Genomic DNA, 18741 nt, shown 5'->3' with positions numbered 1-18741 from the left:
CGCCACCCCTCGCCTAGCGGACGACCAGCACGGGCACCTTGGCCAGTTGCAGCACCTGATGGGTGACGCTGCCCATTATCATGCCGCCCAGTTCGCCCAGCCCGCGCGAGCCCATGACGATGGTATCGCAACCTTCCTCGTCGCACACGCGCACCACGGCCCTGCCCGGGGCGCCGTCCACGATGCGCACGGAACTGGGCACGCCCAGTTCGTCCAGCAGGGCGCGCGGCTCGGCCAGCAGCGCCTCTGCCTCCTGGGTGCATTCGCGCACCAGTTCCTCGCGCGCCTCGCCGCCGATAAGGGCGGGAATCTCGCCAAAGCTGTACATGAGCACGATATGGCCCGTGCCGCTGCAACGGGCCAGGGCCACCGCGTGGCGCAGGGCCAGGCGTGCATGCTCCGAGCCGTCCATGGGAAGCAGTATCCGTGCGTAGGACATGACGCCCACTCCTTCATGCTGTGCGCGCCGGTGGCGTCGCGTGCATGCATCCCCCGCCGTCACCGCGGTTTCCCTGCATCGGGCTGCAGGAACGGATTGCGCGACATGGCGGGGGGATGCCAATGCATGCACAATGGCACGACTGGCGTAACCTGCGCAACCCCCGTGCCGGTTCGCACCCGGTCCGCCTGCCGCACCCTGTCGGCGGCAAATGGCGCGCGGACGCCTCTTCCGGCCCCCCATGCTTTCTGGTATGGCATGCCATCTGGCCATCCACGTGCGCCGTGTTTTCAAGGGGGGGTCCGAATGACGGGCGACATGCCACAGCACATGCGGGACGAGGAACAGGAACACCGTGCCGCCGGGGGGCCAGCGAACGCGGAAAACCCCGGCCAAAATGCGTCCGGACAAGGTGCCCCCGGACAAGGTGCCCCCGGACACGACACCCCCGGACAAGGCACGTCCGGACAAGGCACGTCCGGCAGCCTGACATCCGGCAGCCAGACGCCCGGCCTGCTGCGCGCCCTGCTGGACAACCCCCTGGTGGCGCTGTTCCTGCGCGACGGCGAGGGCCGCTACCTGGCCGCCAACCACCTGTATGCCGACCTGGCCGGTGTGCCCGGCAAGGACGTGGTGGGGCTTTCCCCGCGCGACATCTTTCCCCACGCCGTGGCCAGCGCCCTGCTGGACGAGGACCGGCGCGTGGCCGAAGACGGCACCCCCCTGCTGTGCGAGCGCATGCTGCCCGACGACGAGGCCGAGCGGGTGTTCCGCGTGGCCAAGCTGCCCCTGCCGACCGAGGTGGCCGGACCGGGCGCCGTGCTGGGCCTGGCCTTCGACGTCACCACCTTGGTCGAGGCCGAAATAGAAGAAGAGGTGCGCCAGCGCACCGCCGCACTGGCCGAAAGCACGGCCCGCTTCCGCGCGCTGTTCGAACTGGCCCCGGACGCCGTGTACGTGCGCGGCGAAGGGGGCCGCATCGTGGACTGCAACCGCGCCGCCGAGCGCATGTCCGGCCACCCGCGCGAAACACTGCTGTCCCTGCGCACGGCAGACCTGCTGCCGCCGGACATCGAGACCCGCATCGACAACCTGCTGGCCGGCTGCCCCCTGCCAGCCGCAACCCCGCCAGACTCCACCCCGGCCGAACCGCGCCAGGGCACGGGCGGCGCCAGCCCCGGCAGCGACTTCTGCCCCACCGGCGGTTTCTGCATGGAAGGAATCTGCACCGCCGCGCACGGCCCCCACGAGGCCGAGGTGAGCGTGGAGCCCCTGCCCCTGTCCCTGCTGCGGGGCAAGGGCATGACCGCGCTGGTGGTGGTGCACGACATTTCCGGACGCCGCACCGCCGAACGCCAGGCCCGGCTGTTCGAACGGGTGTTCCGCAACGCGCTGGAAGGCATCTGCATCACCGACCCGGAGGGGAACATCGTGGCGGTGAACCCGGCCTTCACCACCATCACCGGATACCCGGCGGACGACGCCGTGGGCCAGAGCCCGCGCATCCTGAAATCGCACCACCACGACAGCGCCTTCTACGAAGACATGTGGCGCGCGCTGGTGGAGGAAGGCCGCTGGGAAGACGAGATATGGAACCGCCGCAGGAACGGCGAAGTGTACCCCGAATGGCTGAGCATCAGCGCCATTCCCGGCCCCACCGGACGCACCGAGTACTACGTGGCCGTGTTTCACGACATCACGGAACTGAAGGCCAAGGAATCGCAGATCCAGCATCAGGCCCACCACGACGCGCTCACCGGTCTGCCCAACCGCGCCCTGCTGCGCGACCGGCTGGGCATGGCCATCAACGGCGCCCGGCGCGAGGACCGCAAGGTGGCCGTGCTGTCGGTGGACCTGGACAACTTCAAGCAGGTCAACGACAGCCTGGGCCACATGGTGGGTGACATCTACCTGCAACAGGCCGCCGAGCAGATGCGCCAGATGGTCCGCCCGCAGGACACCCTGGCCCGCGTGGGCGGCGACGAATTCGTGGTGGTGCTGCAAGACGTGGAGAGCGAACGCGATGCGGCGCAGGTGGCCGAACGGCTGCTGGCCCGGTTCACCGAGCCGGTGCGGGTGCAGGAACACGAGCTGTTCGTGGGCGCCAGCGTGGGCATCGCCCTGTTTCCCGACGACGGCGACGACCCCGACACCCTGGTGCGCAACGCCGACATCGCCATGTCGCGCGCCAAGGAACAGGGCAAGCGCCGCTACCACCTGTTCACCCCGGCCATGAACGATCGCGCCGTGCGCCGCCTGTCGCTGGAAGGCGACCTGCACCGCGCCCTTGCCGCCGGAGACATCACCGCCCACTACCAGCCGCGCGTGGACCTGAACACCGGCCTGATCACCGGCATGGAGGCCCTGGCCCGCTGGACCCGCGCCGACGGCAGTCAGGAACACCCGGCGGAGTTCATCCCCCTGGCGGAGTCCACGGGGCTCATCGTGCCCCTTGGCGAGCACATGCTGCGCCTGGCCTGCGCCAAAACCCGCGCCCTGTGCGATGCTGGACACGCCGACCTGCACGTGGCCGTGAACCTTTCGGTGCACCAGTTCCGCCACCGCAACCTGGTGGGCATGGTGGCCGACGTGCTGGCCGAAACGGGCCTGCCGCCGCACCTGCTGGAACTGGAGATCACCGAATCCACCATCGTCACCGACGTGGACCATACCATCCGCAAGCTGAACCAGCTGGCGGAAATGGGCATCGCCCTTTCGGTGGACGACTTCGGCACCGGGTATTCCTCGCTGTACCAGCTCAAGAACCTGCCGCTGACCTCGCTGAAGATCGACCGCTCGTTCATCAGCGACATCCCCGACGACCCCAACGACGCGGCCATCGCCGCCACCATCATCACCATGGCCGACCGGCTGGGGTTGCGCGTGGTGGCCGAAGGGGTGGAAACGCCGGAACAGCTCAACTTCCTGCTGCTGGAAGGCTGCCACGAGGTACAGGGATTCCTGTTCAGCCGCCCCCTGCCGCCGGACGAGTTCACCGCTCTGCTAGCACGGGGCAGACTGCTGACCGTGCCCCGCGATGGAGACGGCGACACCTGACCGGGGAAGGCCCGGCGGGCGGTGTGGTCCGGCGTGGCAGTGCACCGCACTTGAGCTGGCATTCCCCAGGAACTACCCACGGTTAAATCCGGCGGCTATTCTCCGCCCGCCCCATTCCCCCACCGCGTTGTCCACAACAAACGCCCCGGCCCGGAAACATCCGGAAGCCGGGGCGCTTTCGTTTGCGGTGCATGCGGATTCTGTCAGGCGTGGCCCGGTGTGGCCCACTGTGGTCCGCTGTGGTCCATTGTGAGCAGGCGCGGCCAAGTCCGGAAAATGTGACCTGTCCGGCCAGACGCGGCCAGACGCGGCCAGACGCGGCCAGACGCGCAGCCCCTGCGGCATGCAGAAAAACGGGTTGGCGCGCGCGGGCAAAGAGGAGGAAACAAGGGGCGGACTGCCGCCCGCCATCCGCAGCCAGCCCTACAGGGCCGACTTTTCCGCCGCGATGATGTCCAGATACGGCCACAGCCACAGCAAGCGGCGCAGCCGCACCGTCACGCTGCCGGTGGTACGTTCGGGCCGCAGGTCCGGGTCGGACCAGATGGTCACGCCGTCGCGTTCCTCGCGCCGGAACCGGGCGGCCTCGAGCCCCTTGGGTTTGCCCACGCGCACGGCGGGGAGGCTCAGCAGCGAGCCGCCGCCTCAGCAACCACGCAGGGGCTGGTAATACAGCGTCACGTGTCCGCCGCGTCCGGCCACGTGGCTCAGGGCATCGGGCTTGATGTCGATCATGGCCGCCTCCGGGGCGCGTGGCGCCCTCATCCATACATGCTCACTGCCAGACGCGGGCGCAAGCGGTGTCCACCACGGGGGGGGGGCCGCTCCGCCCGCATCAGGACAGGCGGTACTTGAACGCCTCGTACCCGAAGGACCGCACCACCTCGCGCCGCGCGCCCCGCCCTTCCGCAGCGCCATCCGCCTTCCCTTCCGGTCTGCCCTCCGGTCTGCCCTCCGGTCCGGCAGGCCGGTAGCGGGCAATGGCGGGCAGTTGCAGCCCGTTGAAGGTGGTGGTCTTGACCATGCTGTAGATGGCCATGTCGAGGAAGGCCAGCCGGTCGCCGGGTTGCAGGGGGGCGTCGAAGGAATATTCGCCGATGACGTCGCCCGCCAGGCACGACTTGCCCGCGAAGCGGCAGGTCCACGCCTTTTCGCCCGGCAGGCCGGAGCCGATGCAACCGGGGCGGTAGGGCATTTCCAGCACGTCGGGCATGTGCGCGGCGGCGGAGGTATCCAGAATGGCAACGGGCATGTCGGCCTGCACCACGTCCAGCACGGTGCACAGCAGCACTCCGGCGTTCAGGGCCACGGCCTCGCCCGGCTCGATGTACACCTGCACCCCGTACTTCCGCTGCATGCGGTCGATGCACCGGCACAGCAGGTCAAGGTCGTAGCCGGGACGGGTGACATGGTGCCCGCCGCCGAAGTTCAGCCACTTCATGCGCGAAAGATGCGCGCCGAACCTTGCCTCCACCGCGTGCAGGGTGCGGTCCAGCGCATCGGCGTCCTGCTCGCACAGGGTGTGGAAATGCAGGCCGGAGATGCCGTCCAGCGCGTCTTCTCCGCGCGCCGCCGCCTCTGCCAGTGCGGCCTCGAAGTGATGGAGACGCACCCCCAGACGGGAACCGGGCGAGCACGGGTTGTAGATGGCCACGGCCCCTTCCGAATGCTCCGGATTGATGCGGATGCCGCACTCGATGGACCGCCCCGCCGCCGCCACCGCCGGACGAAACCTGCGCCACTGCGCGAACGAGTTGAACACCAGATGGTCGGCCAGGGTCACCAGTTCGGCCATGTCCGCATCGCTGTATCCGGCGGCAAAGGCGTGCACCTCGCCCCCGAATTCCTCGCGGCCCAGCCGCGCCTCGTGCGGCGAACTGGCGCAGGTGCCATGCAGCACCCCGCCGTGCGCGCGCGACAGCAGCGGAAACAGGCTCCACATGGCAAAGCCCTTCAGCGCCAGCAGCACCTTGGCCCCGGTGCGGCGCTGCACCGTGTCCAGGATGGCGGCGTTGGCCTCGATGCGCGCCTCGTCCACCACGAAACACGGGGACGGAAAGCGGGTGGGGTCGAGCTTGGCGAGATAGGCTTGATCCATCATTCCGGGATACTCCTTGCGAAAACGGAAAACGGGAATGCCGACGGCAACAATACGGCGTTCTGTCGTCAGGGCGGAAGCCGGAAAACGTTTACGCCCCACCCGTGGTGATGGCGCGCATGCGCTGCATGAGCAGCGGGACGCGCCCCTGGCTGGCCGGATCGGGCGGCAGGTAGCCGGGCAACGCGTCCAGAAAGTCGTCATCGGCCAGCAGCGCGGCAAAGGCCGCGGCAAGATAGCCGCGCACGGCGGCGTCCGCGGCCTGCACCTCGTCCAGAATGTCCGGTCGTCCATCCAGCACGGCCACCAGGTCTTCCATGTCGTGGCTGGTCAGGTAGTCGCCCTTGCCACGGCCCCGAAAGGCTTCCAGTTTGGTAGCCAGAAAATACGCCGGGGCGGCCACCCGCAGGGTCACGCCGTCTACGGTCATGGATACGGCATGGCGCAAGGCATCGGCGTACCAGCGATTGGAAAAGCCCAGGATGGCATCGTCCGTAGGCATGACGTCAAGCGCCAGCGTTCCGTGCCGCCAGCGGCACACCACGTCCATGTCCTCCGCGAAGCCGCGTGCCCGCAGGCGGTCGGCCACGCGGTAGTAAGCGGCACGGGTGGCCGCCTCCACAATGACATCCACATCCAGCGTGGGGCGTACATCCGGGGCCGCCGGGTCGGTCAGCAGCAGGGCCACGCTGGCCCCGCCCACGAAGGCCACTTCGTCCGCAAGGGCGCCCAGCAGGCGCGCGACGGCCAGCACATGCTCGATGTTACGCAGCCGGCGCATCGTCACCATCAGGCTCCTTACGCAGCAGCGCGGCCAGCAATTCCGCCGCCCGCTGCTGCTCGCGCACTCGCCCGATGCGGATGGCATCAAGCAGGCACAGGGCATCGTACAGTTCATCGCCGGGGCGGGCGATATCCGGTACGGAACGATACAGCGGCGTCAGGGCCACGCCCCGATTCTCCCCCGTGGGGTGGGGCCAGACGCATACCCCAACGTCATCCAGATTCTGAGCGAATTCGGCGCGCAACACGGGGGCGGCAAATGCCGTCAGCACCCCGCGCGTCACCGTGCCGATGTCCGGTGGAAAAGCGTACTTCACGCCGTGCACCAGAAATTCTTCCAGCGCGGCGCGCACGGGCCTGCGCCTGTGCTCATCGTACAGCCGGGCTTGCGTGGCACGCCTGATGGAGCTGTGGACCATGGACATGCTCATGCCCAGCGCCACGCCCAACTGGTCGTAGGTCCAGCGGGTACGCCGCGCCACCGAGAGCTTGAGCATGACGAGTACATCTTGCGGGAGCAGGTTCATGCGCATTCCATATTCTAGATTCTAGAATGCCGCAAGCCTCTTCTGAAAATTGCCCTGTCATCAACATGCTTAAAGACGAGAATCGGGGAACCGCTGACGCGATCCCCCGGAATTCGCTCTACCCGTCGCACCAGGCGATCGGCATTCAGAGGGATTTTGTTCACCGGCAAGGAAGAAAGGTCTTCCGCTGAGGGAGCGTACGGATTTGGTACGTGACCGAAGCGGAAGACCTTTCTGACGCAGTCGGAAGGCAAAAGCGTCTGAATGCCTACTTCTCCACCACCACCCACGGCAGCCCGTGCTTGTTCAGGGCGTCCATGAACGGGTCGGGGTCCAGCTGTTCCATGTTGTACACGCCCTTGCCGGACCACTTGCCGGTCACCATCATCATGGCGCCGATCATGGCGGGCACGCCGGTGGTGTACGAAATGGCCTGCGAACCCACCTCGCGGTAGCATTCCTGATGGTCGCACACATTGTAGATGTAGACGGTCTTGGGCTTGCCGTCCTTCACCCCCTGCATCAGGCAGCCGATGCAGGTCTTGCCTTTGGTGCGCGGGCCGAGGGACGCCGGGTCGGGCAGCAGCGCGCGCAGGAACTGGATGGGCACGATCTTCTTGCCGTCGTGCTCCACTTCGTCGATGCGGGTCATGCCCACGTTTTCCAGCACCTTCAGGTGGTTCAGATAATTGTCCGAGAAGGTCATCCAGAACCGGGCGCGCTTCAGCCCCTTCAGGTTCAGCACCAGCGACTCCAGCTCCTCGTGGTACATGAGGAAGCACTTCTTGGGGCCGATGCCGTCGGGAAAGTCGTAGTTCATGGACCACGACAGGGGATCGGTTTCCACCCACTCGCCCCGTTCCCAGTAGCGGCCACGCGCGGTCACTTCGCGGATGTTGATTTCCGGGTTGAAGTTGGTGGCGAAGGGGTGGCCGTGGTCGCCCGCGTTGCAGTCGATGATGTCGAGCACGTGCACTTCGTCCAGCAGGTGCTTCATGACGTAGGCGCAGAACACGTTGGTCACGCCGGGGTCGAAGCCGCTGCCCAGAAGGGCCATCAGCCCGGCCTTCTCGAAGCGCTCCTGATAGGCCCACTGCCACTTGTACTCGAACTTGGCTTCGTCCAGCGGCTCGTAGTTGGCGGTATCCAGGTAATGCACGCCGGTTTCGAGGCAGGCGTCCATGATGGCCAGGTCCTGGTACGGCAGGGCGATGTTCAGCACCATGTCCGGCTTGTAGGCGCGGATCAGCGCCACCAGCTCGGGCACGTTGTCCGCGTCCACCCGGGCCGTTTCGATGGTGCGCCCGGTGCGGGCCTTCACGTCTGCGGCAATGGCGTCGCACTTCGACTTGGTGCGGCTTGCCAGCATGATTTCGGAAAACACGGAGGGAACCTGCGCGCACTTGTGGACGACCACGCCGCCCACGCCGCCAGCGCCGATGATGAGGACACGTGCCATGACGCACTCCTTTGCGCACCCCGCCCGCCCCGAACACCCATGCCCGGAAACGCGCGACCGCGCGACACTGCTGTGGTTATCCCGAACGGCCTGCCCCACACCATGGGACGGCCCCGCTTGTTGCCTGTATGCGCCGGTGACCGGCATCAGCATATCATGCCATGGGCATGACATGCATCAAAGGTATCCTGCTTCGATGGGGGTACGATGGGCCGCGATGACTCAACGTCTTCTTCGCAGCACCACAACACCCGCCGACAGTGCGTTTTTCACCGTACCGCCGTGGCGCTACGGCGCCCGCTTCCGAAAGCTCATGCGTTCTTCACGCCTCAGCACAACCCGCCGACAGTGCGATTTCGTTCGCTGGCAAGGAAGGCCAGGGCCGCATGAGGGAGCGTACTTTTTGGTACGTGACCGATATGCGGCCCGCCGCCTGACAGCGTTGCTCTCGATGTCCGTAAGGCTCGCAAGCTCGCCTAACGGCCACGCTGCGCGCCCTTCGGGTCGGTCCGCCAGCGGGCGAAATCGCCTGTCGGAGCGGGTGCCTAGCGTTCGAAGTAGGTATAACCCCGCAACCCATCCTCATACGCCTGCATCACCCGGTACCGGTCAGAGGGGGTGATGCGCCCCTCGCGCACGGCCTGTTCCGCGGCCTCGCGGATGTCGTCGATGATGCGCCGGGGGTCGTATTCCACGTACGAAAGGATGTCGGCCACCGAATCGCCGCGCAGTTCGCGCACGAATTCGTAGCTGCCGTCCTCGTGCACGCGCACCGAAACCACGTTGGTGTCGCCCAGCAGGTTGTGCAGGTCGCCCAGGGTTTCCTGATAGGCCCCCACCAGGAACACGCCGAGGTAGTATTCCTCGCCGTCCTTCAGGGGGTGCAGGTCCAGGGTGCCCTTCACGCCTTGCGGGTCGATGAAGTGGTCGATGCGCCCGTCGCTGTCGCAGGTGATGTCGGACAGGATGCCCTGGCGAGAGGGCAGCTCGTTCAGGCGGTGCAGGGGCACCACCGGGAACAGCTGGTCGATGGCCCACGAATCGGGCAGCGACTGGAACACGCTGAAGTTGCCGTAGTAGATGTCGGCCAGGGCCACATCTATCTCGGCAAGATCCTTGGGCACGTGCTTCAGCTTCTGCTTTTCCTGGGCGATGCGCTTCATGATGGCCCAGAAGTAGCGTTCGCCAAGGGTGCGTTCGCGCAGGGTGATGCGCCCGGTCAGGAACTGCTGGCGCACTTCGTCGCGGTAGTACACGGCGTCGTTGTAGCATTCCTGCAGGTTGCGCAGGGTAAGACCGGCCAGCGCCTCGCGCATGTTGCGCACGGGCTCGGGGCAGTCGTCGGGCAGGATGTCGGGCAGGTTGCCGATCTCCACGCGGCTCACATCCAGGATGTTGAACAGCAGCATGGAGTAGTAGGCCACGGTGGCGCGGCCCGATTCGGTGACGATGTGCGGATGGGCGATGCCTTCCTCGTCGAGGATGTTCATCACCGCCTCGATGATGTCCGCGCAGTATTCGTCAAGGCTGTAGTTGCGGCTGCTCACGTAGTTGGTGTGCGAGCCGTCGTAGTCCACGGCAAGGCCGCCGCCAAGGTCCAGAAAGCCCATGGCCGCGCCTTCGGCCACCAGGCCGCCGTAGATGCGGCAGGCTTCCATGACCGCGGCGCGGATGTCGCGGATGTTCGGCACCTGCGACCCCAGGTGGTAGTGCAGCAGCTGGAAGCAGTCGAGCATGTCGTGCTCCTTCAGCTGGTCCACCACGTCGACGATCTGCGCCGTGGTCAGGCCGAAGGTGGAACGCTCGCCGCCGGAATCGGTCCAGTGGCCGCCTGCCTTCACGGACAGCTTGGCGCGCACGCCGATGAGCGGACGCACGCCAAGGCACCTGGAGCGTTCCAGAATGAGCGGCAGCTCGCTGGCCATTTCCAGCACGAAGAAGCACTTGTAGCCCATGCGCACGGCGTGCAGGCCAAGGTCGATGAATTCCTCGTCCTTGTAGCCGTTGCAGACAAGGCAGGCCTCGTGGTCGCGCAGTTGCGAGACGGCGGCGATGAGCTCGGCCTTGCTGCCTACCTCCAGCCCGTGGTGGTAGCGCGAGCCGAACTGGGCGATCTTTTCGACCACCTGCTGCTGCTGATTGACCTTGATGGGAAAGATGCCCCGGTATTCGCCCTTGTAGCCGAGCGACCCGATGGCCTTGCGGAAGGATTGGTGAAGACTGGTGATCTGGGAATCGAGAATGTTCTCGATGCGCAGGAGCACCGGCATGTCATAGCCGCGCTCCCGCATGCCCCGGATGATTTCCGGAATGCTTACGGCAGGACCGCGGTTGTCTCCGAAGGGATAGACCACGACATCGCCGCTGGCGGCGACATCGAAGTACCCGGCACCCCAATTGCGGATGCCATAGAGCTCAGCGGAGTCTTCGACACTCCACTGTTGCAGCGTACGGTTTCTTGCCAATTCCCGAACCTCATACATACCCCGTTTACAGGTGCATGCCACGGCGCCGCCTTTGCGGCGGGCCGACCAGAGCCTCTCTCTTCCCCCATGCGCGGGTGCAGGGCAGGGGCGCACATGCGTGGGAAGAGTGGCACCTTCTATTGACAGCGGGGGGCCTTGTCAACGGTATTTTCCTTCATTTCGCACGAACGCCACAGGGCCCTGCAATCATTGACCGCGCATGACAGGGGATACGCGCCCGGTGGGCATTCCACCCATTTTGAGGTAGGGCATGACGCGAGAGAAGAGTTGTCGCTGACAGGGCGGGCAACGCTGTGGTATGCCGAGGCAGCATCATCGTGCAGGCAATATCCGACAAAGACTAAAGAGCAGGCCGAATCCGCCGCAAAGGGACGGACAGGCCGACACCCGGCCCGCCTGCCGCATGATAGGTCACGGCCTTCCCGGCCAGTTGCCTGGTCAACCCGGCGGGTGCTCCGCTTGACGAACCCGCCCGGCATTCAGGCTGGCAACTCCGATCGGGAACCTCGACCAGTACCTTAGCCCCGTAATTTCGCCCGGCGACTTCGCCCGGCAACTTCGCCAGCAACATCGACGGACCGGGCACTGGATCGACCACCCGATCGGCCATCAGGTCGGCAGCCGCCAGTCCGGCCAGTTACCAGTCGGCTACCGACAGTTTTCCGTCCAGCCGCAGGGGGCAGTCCGCAACACCCGGCAACGCCATGCGGCACGGCTTCACGGTTTCGCTGTATCCAGGTTCCATCCGGCAGGCGCGCGTGCGGCACGTTTGGGGAAACGTGCGGGGAGAACGCCACTGTCGCCCCGCCCGGCACCGCCCCTTGCGTTTCCCCTCACGCATGGACACGCCAGCCCGACCATCGTCCCGGCACCGGATGCCGTGGCGCGTTGCGGGCATGCGCGGCTTTGTCCGCCCCCATTGTGGCACGAGAGGCATCAGTGTTCGACAAGAACAGGCTGCACCGCTGCATGAACGCCCTGCTGGCCAATGGCCTGCAGGACGACGCCGACCCGGAGACCGCGCGCGTCACCGGGGTGGCGAACCTGTTCTATGGCGTCACCGCGTTGTTCTCCGGCGTAATGGCGCTGCTGGATTTCATGCAGGATCAGGGCACCCTTGCGCTGTTCCTGCTGGCAATGCTGGCGCTTGCCCTGTTCGGACTGTTCTGGGTGGGGCGCACCGGTCGCCACGTGCTGCCCAGCACCACGCTGGTGCTGGCGCTGTTCACCCTGTCGCTGTACATGGTGTCCCACGGCGGGGTGGAGGGCAGCGGCTTTGTGTGGCTGTTCATCTTTCCGCCCGTGGTCATGCTGACCTTCGGCCTGTCCATCGGCATCCTGCTGATGGGCGCCCTGCTGCTGGGGGTGGGCGCCATCCTGTTCCTGCCCGGCGATCCCTTCCTGTACGCCGACTATTCGCAGGCCTTCCGCATCCGTTACATGGTGGCCCTGCTGTGCTGCGGCATCTTCGCGGGGCTTGCGGAATACACCCGCCGCCATACCCAGCGCCTGCTCATCCTGCTTACCCAGCAACTGGCCGAAAGCGCCCGCACCGACGAACTGACAGGCCTCGCCAACCGGCGCGCCCTGTGCGAACGGCTGGAATACGAGCAGGTGCGCGCCCGCCGCACCGGCAGGCCGCTGTCCATCGCCATCTGCGACATCGACCACTTCAAGTCGGTGAACGACTGTTACGGCCACCAGTGCGGCGACCTGGTGCTGCAATCGGTGGCCGGGCTGCTGCACGACAACCTGCGCCACCAGGACACCATCTGCCGCTGGGGCGGCGAAGAGTTCCTGCTGCTGCTGCCGGAAACCGACGAGGCCGGGGCCGCCCGGCTGGCCGAAAAGCTGCGCAGTCTGGTGGAAGCCATGGAATACTCGTACCACGGCATCCCCGTCAGCGTTACCCTGTCCTTCGGGGTGCACACCTGCGGCCCGGAAGGCGACATCGACTACCACATCCGCAAGGCCGACCAGAAACTGTATCTGGCCAAGGAACAGGGCCGCAACCGGGTGTTCGCCGGGGAAGTGCCCGACATTTTCCTGCCCGAAGGGCTGATGCTGGACGAAGAGGAAGCCTAGGACGCTTCCGGGATATTTCCCCGGCACCCGCCGGGCACGCCCCCTGCCCCGTCGCAACGCATGCGGGCCGCGAAGGTTTCCCCTCGCGGCCCGCTGACCGTTTCCGGATTCGATGTCGGGCGCTACACGCCGCCGCGCACCAGTTCCAGCAGCGTGCGCACCGCAAAGCCGGTGCCGCCGCCGGGGCAGGTGGACGTCTTCTTGGCGGTGTAGGCAGGCCCGGCAATGTCCAGGTGCGCCCAGCGCACGCCCTTGTCCACGAACTGCTTCAGGAACAGCGCCGCGTTGACCGCCCCGCCCTCGCGCGGGCCCACGTTGGCGATGTCGGCCACGTCGCTTTTCAGGTTCTCGAAGTACATGTCCCACAGCGGCAGGGGCCAGAAGCGGTCGCCCACCACGTCGCCCACGGCGCGGATGCGGCCCGACAGCGCGTCATCGTTGGCGAACACCGCCGCCACATCCGTGCCCAGCGCCACCACGCAGGCCCCGGTCAGGGTGGCCAGGTCCACCACCACTTCGGGGGCGTATTCGCGCTGGGCCCAGGTCAGGGCGTCGCACAGCACCAGCCGCCCTTCGGCATCGGTGTTGATGACCTCCACCGTCTTGCCGGACAGGGTGGTCACGATGTCGCCGGGGCGGGTGGCCCTGCCGTCGGGCATGTTCTCGGTGCAGGGCATGATGCCCACCGCCCGGCGGGGCACGTCGGAGCGGCCCAGCGCCTCGAACAGGCCCAGCACGGCCGCCGCGCCCGCCATGTCGCCCTTCATCTCGTGCATCTTGGCGGGGGGCTTCAGGCTGATGCCGCCCGTGTCGAAGGTGATGCCCTTGCCCACGAACACCAGCGGCTTCTGGTCTTCCGTCCCCTTGGGGGCATGCTCGATGACCACCAGCCGGGGCTCTTCCTCGGCGCCGCGAAACACCGAGGCAAAGGCTCCCATGCCCATCTCCACCAGTTCGGCGCGGCCCAGCGAGCGGGCCTGCATGCCGTACTTCCTCGCGATGGCCACGGCCTGCTCGGCCAGGTGGCCGGGAGTGACGAAGTTGGGCGGGCCGTTGACCAGGTCGCGCGCCAGGGCCACCCCGGCGGCTGCGGCCTCGCCCCGGCGGGCGGCGGCGTGCAGGTCGTCCGGCACCGAGACTTCGGCGCACAGCAGGCCCAGCCAGCGCGGCTCGAAGCGGGCGTCTTCTCCGCCATTCTCCCCGTTGCCGTTGCCGTTGCCGTTGGTCTTGAACCGGTCGTAGCGGTACAGGCCCAGCAGCGCGCCGCACACGGCCTCTTCCGCCGGGGACCAGGACGGGGTTCCGGCAGGGGCATCGCCGCCTGTCTCCACCACGCGCGCCAGGGCCACGGCATCCACAGCCACCGTCTCTATCTTCAGTTCGCGGCAGCGGCGCAGCGCAGCGCCCGCCGCCGCGCGCAGCCCGGCAGGGGCCGTGGCCGCGAACGCCTCGCGCTTGCCAAGGCCCGCCGCGATCACGCGCGGCACGGCCAGGTCCGGGTGCCCGTGGAACACGGCAACCTCGTCCTTCCTGCCCCGAAAATCGCGCACCGCCGGGGCAATGCCCAGCCACGGCGCAGCCTCCAGCAGTTCCGGCGCCGCGTCCGCAAGGGGCTCGCCCTCGAACAGGAACACGATCACCGCATCCGCACGCCACTGGGCAGGACCGCCCACCTGAAAGCGAATGTCCACGTCACACCTCCATCACGCGCCTCTCCGGCGACATGGCAATTCTTGAAAATTAAAACACCGGGGGCTTCCACGCAACGGCACCGGCGGCAAAAGGCCACCGGTGCCCAACACAGCATGTCTTGGCCGGAGAGGCATGCGATGCCCGCTCCCAAGCACGCTTGGCGTTACCGGGCGCATGCAAACCAGGATTTTTGTTCGCTGGCGAGGAAAACTAGCCTGCCATGAGGGAGTGCGGCAGCCGTTAGGCGAGCTTGCGAGCCTTACGGATGGCGACCGCACCGCATACTCTTATCGTATTCGACCGACATGGCAGGCGAAGTTTGACGACGCCAGCGGGCAAAAGGACGGTTTGCAGTACCAGACTAAAAATCCAGGCCGTAAGTATCAATGAACTGCCCGATGCGGGCCCGCGCGGCCTGCATGCGCTCGCGCAGTTCCACCTTGTAGGCGGCCAGATCCAGCTGACGGCGCGCAACGCCGGTGCGCATGGCGGCTTCGGCCACTGCCGGGGCCACCCATTCGATGACGCGCGGGTCCAGCGCCTTGGGGATGATGTAGTCCACCCCGTACGACAGTTCGGACAGGCCGTAGGCGGCCAGCACATCGGCGGGCACGGGCTCGCGGGCCAGGGCGGCCAGTGCGCGGGCGGCGGCCAGCTTCATTTCCTCGTTGATGGCGCTGGCGCGGGTGTCCAGTGCGCCCCGGAAGATGAACGGAAAGCCCAGCACGTTGTTGATCTGGTTGGGGTAGTCCGAGCGCCCGGTGGCCATCACCACGTCGGCGCGAGCGGCCCGTGCGTCCTCGTACGAAATTTCCGGGTCGGGGTTGGCGCAGGCGAAGATGATGGGGTTCGGCGCCATGGAACGCACCATGTCCTGAGTGACCATGCCGCCCACGGACAGGCCCAGGAAGCAGTCGGCGCCGCGCATGACGTCGGCAAGGCTGCCGTGGTCCTGCTCCTGCGCGAATTCGGCCTTCTGGGCGTTCAGGTCGGTGCGGCCCTTGTGGATGAGCCCGCGCGAATCGAACATGAACACGTTCTTGCGCTGCACGCCGAACGATTCGAAGAACTTGGTGCAGGCGATGGCCGCCGCCCCCGCGCCGCTGATGACCAGCTTGACGTCCTCGGGCTTGCGGTTGGTCAGGTCCAGTGCCGCAATGAGCCCCGCGCCCGAGATGATGGCGGTGCCGTGCTGGTCGTCGTGGAACACCGGAATGTCCATCTGCTCGATGAGCGTCTGCTCCACCTCGAAGCATTCCGGCGCCTTGATGTCCTCAAGGTTGATGCCGCCAAAGGTGGGTTCCAGCATCTTCACGAATTCGATGATCTTCTTGGGGTCCTTCTGGTCGATGGACAGGTCGTACACGTCCACGTCCGCGAAAATCTTGAAAAGGACGCCCTTGCCTTCCATCACCGGCTTGCCCGCCAGCGGTCCGATGTTGCCAAGCCCCAGCACCGCCGTGCCGTTGCTGACCACGGCCACAAGGTTGCCCTTGTTGGTGTAGTCGTAGCCCAGCGAAACATCTGCGTGGATGGCGCGGCATACATCGGCCACGCCCGGGGTGTAGGCCATGGAAAGATGCTTCTGGGTGGCGCAGGGCTTTACGGGAACCACCTCGACCTTTCCGGGGTGGCCGCAGGAGTGGTAGCGCAGCGCCTCATCCTTGGTGAACAGGGCCATGAATGCCTCGCTTATTGTTGACGGTACGGTAAAGGGAACCAACTCCGCGTCCGGCAGGGTGCCTGCCCGCGGTCGACTGCATGTCCTCACGTCGGGGCAACGTAGTGCAGCGGGGCATCCATTGCAAGCCGTGCCGCGCCCTGCTTGCCGCGCCGAACGAACCGGGATAGTTTCAGGAATGCACCACCGTCGCCTGCTCTCGCCCCTCATCCTGCCGGTGTACTCGTTCGCGGCCACCATTCTTGCCGGGGCCGTGCTCCTGTACCTGGACATCAGCCATGCCCCGTCAGCAGACGGTCAGGGGCTGGCCTTCGTGGACGCGCTGTTCACCGCCACCTCCGCCGTGTGCGTCACCGGGCTGTCCGTGGTGGACACGGGCACCACCTTCAGCCTGACCGGGCAGTGGATCATCCTCATGCTCATCCAGCTTGGCGGCCTTGGCATCATGACCTATTCCACCCTGCTGCTGTTCCTGCTGCGGCGGCGCGTGTCGCTCACCGACAGGCTGGCCGTGGGACAGGCCCTGATGCACGACCCGTCGTTCCATCTGGGGCGGTTCCTGTACCGGCTGGTGCGCACCATCCTGTGCATCGAACTGGCGGCGGCGTGCCTGCTGTACATCTTTGCCCCGCAGGGCATGGGCGCGTTCGGCGCGCTGTTTCACGCCGTATCGGCGTTCTGCAACGCGGGCTTCGGCCTGCGGCCCGACAACATGATGCCGTGGCAGGAACACACCGGGGTCAACCTTGTGATCATGTTCCTGATCGTGGTGGGGGGCATCGGCTTCTCGGTCATCGACGAACTGCTGGGGGCCGCGCGCACCAAACTGTCCGGCAAGCCATACCGCCCCCTCAGCCGCCATACCCGGCTGGTGCTGTCCACCACCGCGTTCCTCATCGTGGCCGGGGCCGCGCTGATCTGGCTGGCCGAATACCTCAGCGACTACACCGGGCTCAGCCCCGCCGGGCTGGTGTTGCCCGCCTTCTTCCAGTCCGTCACCTGCCGCACCGCGGGCTTCAACACCATGGACATCGGGCGCCTGACCGACTTCACCCTGATGGTGATGATCTGCCTGATGTTCGTGGGCGGTTCGCCGGGGTCGTGCGCGGGCGGCATCAAGACCACCAGCTTTCGGGTGCTGGCCGGGTTCGTGGAAATGCAGTTGCGCGGCAGGCGGCAGAACGTGCTGCTGGGCCGCGCCGTGGACGCCCCCACCCAGGCCAAGGCGCTGACACTGTTCCTGTTCGCCATCATCGTGGTGACCGTGGGGACCATGGCGCTCAGCCTGACCGAGGGCGGCATTGCCCCGCATACCCACGGCCAGTTCGAACAGCTTGACCTGATGTTCGAGGTGGTTTCCGCCTTCGGCACCGTGGGCCTGACCACCGGCGTTACCCCGCACCTGAGCGTGCCGGGCAAGCTGCTGATCTCGTTCCTGATGTTCATAGGCCGCATCGGCCCCGTCTGGCTGCTGGCCACCTTGCAGCACTTGCAGGGCGAACCCAAGTTCCGCTGGCCCGAGGTGGACTACCCCATCGGGTAGTCCGCGCGGGCAGGCAACGCATCCGGGAGCACCACCATGGTGAACGTGGCGAAGAAACTGGAAATCGGCATCGTGGGCCTTGGCAAGTTCGGCCTGCAACTGGGCCGCACCCTGACCGGCATGGGCCACACCGTGGTGGGCCTGGACACCGGCGAGGCCCGCGTGCGCCTGGCGCAGGATGTGCTGGCGCAGGTCTACCAGGCCAACGCGGCGGACATCGCGGTGTTGCAGCAACTGCGCTTCCAGGATCTGGACATCGTGTTCGTGAGCGTGGGCGATTCCATGGAAACCTCGCTGCTGGTGGTGCTGAACCTTCAGGAAATGGGCGCGCGCAAGATCGGGGTCAAGGCGGCCTCCATCGAACACCGCAAGGTGCTCACGCGGCTTGGCGTGGATCTGGTGATCCTGCCCGAACACGACGTGGCCACCCATGTGGCCCACCGGCTGGCCAACCCCGGCATGCTCGACCTGCTGCCCCTGGGCGGCGGGGTGCTGGTCCAGGAGCTGATGGTGGACAAGTGGGCGGGCCGCACCCTGCTGGACCTGAAGCTGGTCAACGACTACGGGGTCATGGTGGTGGCCGTGAAGCCTGCGGGCGGCAAGGAGTATCGCTTTGTGCCGCAGGCGCATGAAACCCTGGAGCGCGGGGATGCGCTGGTGGTCATCGGCAAGCAGGAGGATGTGTTGCGGCTGGTGCCGTAAGGGGGGGCAGAGGCGCGGGGCGATAAGGGGGATTGGGAGAGGGAGCGCAGTGATGGGCACGGCCTCTACGAAGACACGCCAGCCCGTTTGCCCACGCTCGATTTCGTTATGCCTCCGGCGGGAGGCAAGAGAGATGTCGCGCGCCGCTGGCCGCGGCCTCTACGAAGACAACCCTGCCCTGTTGATTAC

13 protein-coding genes are annotated in these 18741 nt (G+C 66.6%); 4 read left to right on the top strand and 9 right to left on the bottom strand.

The features are described 5' to 3' along the window. Window positions 1–13 precede the first annotated feature (13 nt). The gene (locus K6142_RS09735; RefSeq protein ID WP_190244660.1) at window positions 14–439 is read right to left on the bottom strand and encodes a universal stress protein; all 426 of its coding nucleotides are present in this window, start codon (window positions 437–439) and stop codon (window positions 14–16) included. Window positions 440–757: 318 nt separating this feature from the next. Here K6142_RS09735 and K6142_RS09730 point away from each other — a divergent pair, with 318 nt between their 5' ends. Beyond that, complete coding sequence (locus K6142_RS09730; protein ID WP_223290321.1) at window positions 758–3496, top strand: EAL domain-containing protein; 2739 nt, start codon at window positions 758–760, stop codon at window positions 3494–3496. Window positions 3497–3919: 423 nt separating this feature from the next. Here K6142_RS09730 and K6142_RS09725 read toward each other — a convergent pair whose 3' ends face one another. The 6 genes from K6142_RS09725 to speA all read right to left on the bottom strand — a co-directional run bounded on the left by K6142_RS09725 (window position 3920) and on the right by speA (window position 10828). Further along, window positions 3920–4105, bottom strand: a complete 186-nt coding sequence (locus K6142_RS09725) for a hypothetical protein (protein ID WP_223290322.1) — start codon at window positions 4103–4105, stop codon at window positions 3920–3922. A 226-nt stretch (window positions 4106–4331) separates the two neighbouring features. Continuing rightward, window positions 4332–5597 carry a carboxynorspermidine decarboxylase gene (gene nspC, locus K6142_RS09720; RefSeq protein WP_190244663.1) on the bottom strand — a complete coding sequence of 422 codons (1266 nt, stop codon included), beginning with the start codon at window positions 5595–5597 and terminating at the stop codon, window positions 4332–4334. 88 nt (window positions 5598–5685) lie between these two features. Beyond that, window positions 5686–6384 (bottom strand): nucleotidyltransferase family protein, encoded by a 699-nt coding sequence (locus K6142_RS09715; protein WP_223290323.1) that lies wholly within the window; start codon window positions 6382–6384, stop codon window positions 5686–5688. Then, window positions 6359–6904, bottom strand: coding sequence for a hypothetical protein (locus K6142_RS09710; protein WP_190244664.1), 546 nt, complete (start codon window positions 6902–6904; stop codon window positions 6359–6361). The genes K6142_RS09715 and K6142_RS09710 overlap by 26 nt, the downstream gene beginning before the upstream one ends. 268 nt (window positions 6905–7172) lie before the next feature. Further along, window positions 7173–8363 (bottom strand): saccharopine dehydrogenase family protein, encoded by a 1191-nt coding sequence (locus K6142_RS09705; RefSeq protein WP_190244665.1) that lies wholly within the window; start codon window positions 8361–8363, stop codon window positions 7173–7175. A gap of 545 nt (window positions 8364–8908) precedes the next feature. Further along, a complete protein-coding gene (speA, locus tag K6142_RS09700; RefSeq protein ID WP_190244666.1) occupies window positions 8909–10828 on the bottom strand; it encodes a biosynthetic arginine decarboxylase in 1920 nt (639 codons plus the stop codon). A 960-nt stretch (window positions 10829–11788) separates the two neighbouring features. Between speA and K6142_RS09695 the strand changes: the two genes are divergently transcribed. After that, the gene (locus K6142_RS09695) at window positions 11789–12934 is read left to right on the top strand and encodes a GGDEF domain-containing protein (RefSeq protein WP_190244667.1); all 1146 of its coding nucleotides are present in this window, start codon (window positions 11789–11791) and stop codon (window positions 12932–12934) included. A 122-nt stretch (window positions 12935–13056) separates the two neighbouring features. Here K6142_RS09695 and K6142_RS09690 read toward each other — a convergent pair whose 3' ends face one another. Next, window positions 13057–14625, bottom strand: coding sequence for a leucyl aminopeptidase (locus K6142_RS09690; RefSeq protein WP_190244668.1), 1569 nt, complete (start codon window positions 14623–14625; stop codon window positions 13057–13059). Between the two features lie 362 nt (window positions 14626–14987). Further along, window positions 14988–16307: a malic enzyme-like NAD(P)-binding protein gene (locus tag K6142_RS09685; RefSeq protein WP_012612667.1), complete on the bottom strand. Its 1320-nt coding sequence runs from the start codon at window positions 16305–16307 to the stop codon at window positions 14988–14990. A gap of 178 nt (window positions 16308–16485) precedes the next feature. On the opposite strand from K6142_RS09685, the gene K6142_RS09680 reads away from it, so the two are divergent. Continuing rightward, the gene (locus K6142_RS09680) at window positions 16486–17850 is read left to right on the top strand and encodes a TrkH family potassium uptake protein (protein WP_190244669.1); all 1365 of its coding nucleotides are present in this window, start codon (window positions 16486–16488) and stop codon (window positions 17848–17850) included. A gap of 36 nt (window positions 17851–17886) precedes the next feature. Then, the gene (locus K6142_RS09675) at window positions 17887–18552 is read left to right on the top strand and encodes a potassium channel family protein (RefSeq protein ID WP_190244670.1); all 666 of its coding nucleotides are present in this window, start codon (window positions 17887–17889) and stop codon (window positions 18550–18552) included. Window positions 18553–18741 lie beyond the last annotated feature (189 nt).

The organism is Nitratidesulfovibrio sp. SRB-5 (assembly GCF_019931275.1).
Lineage (GTDB): Bacteria > Desulfobacterota > Desulfovibrionia > Desulfovibrionales > Desulfovibrionaceae > Cupidesulfovibrio.
This window is presented reverse-complemented; position numbering and strand designations above follow the sequence as displayed.

Bases quoted from the DNA above. Each gene is read 5' to 3' on its own strand.
- nspC (WP_190244663.1), bottom strand. From the start codon at position 5,597: ATGATGGATCAAGCCTATCTCGCCAAGCTCGACCCCACCCGCTTTCCG.
- K6142_RS09730 (WP_223290321.1), top strand. From the start codon at position 758: ATGCCACAGCACATGCGGGACGAGGAACAGGAACACCGTGCCGCCGGG.
- K6142_RS09680 (WP_190244669.1), top strand. From the start codon at position 16,486: ATGCACCACCGTCGCCTGCTCTCGCCCCTCATCCTGCCGGTGTACTCG.
- K6142_RS09685 (WP_012612667.1), bottom strand. From the start codon at position 16,307: ATGGCCCTGTTCACCAAGGATGAGGCGCTGCGCTACCACTCCTGCGGC.
- K6142_RS09710 (WP_190244664.1), bottom strand. From the start codon at position 6,904: ATGAACCTGCTCCCGCAAGATGTACTCGTCATGCTCAAGCTCTCGGTG.
- K6142_RS09735 (WP_190244660.1), bottom strand. From the start codon at position 439: ATGTCCTACGCACGGATACTGCTTCCCATGGACGGCTCGGAGCATGCA.
- K6142_RS09715 (WP_223290323.1), bottom strand. From the start codon at position 6,384: ATGGTGACGATGCGCCGGCTGCGTAACATCGAGCATGTGCTGGCCGTC.
- K6142_RS09675 (WP_190244670.1), top strand. From the start codon at position 17,887: ATGGTGAACGTGGCGAAGAAACTGGAAATCGGCATCGTGGGCCTTGGC.
- K6142_RS09705 (WP_190244665.1), bottom strand. From the start codon at position 8,363: ATGGCACGTGTCCTCATCATCGGCGCTGGCGGCGTGGGCGGCGTGGTC.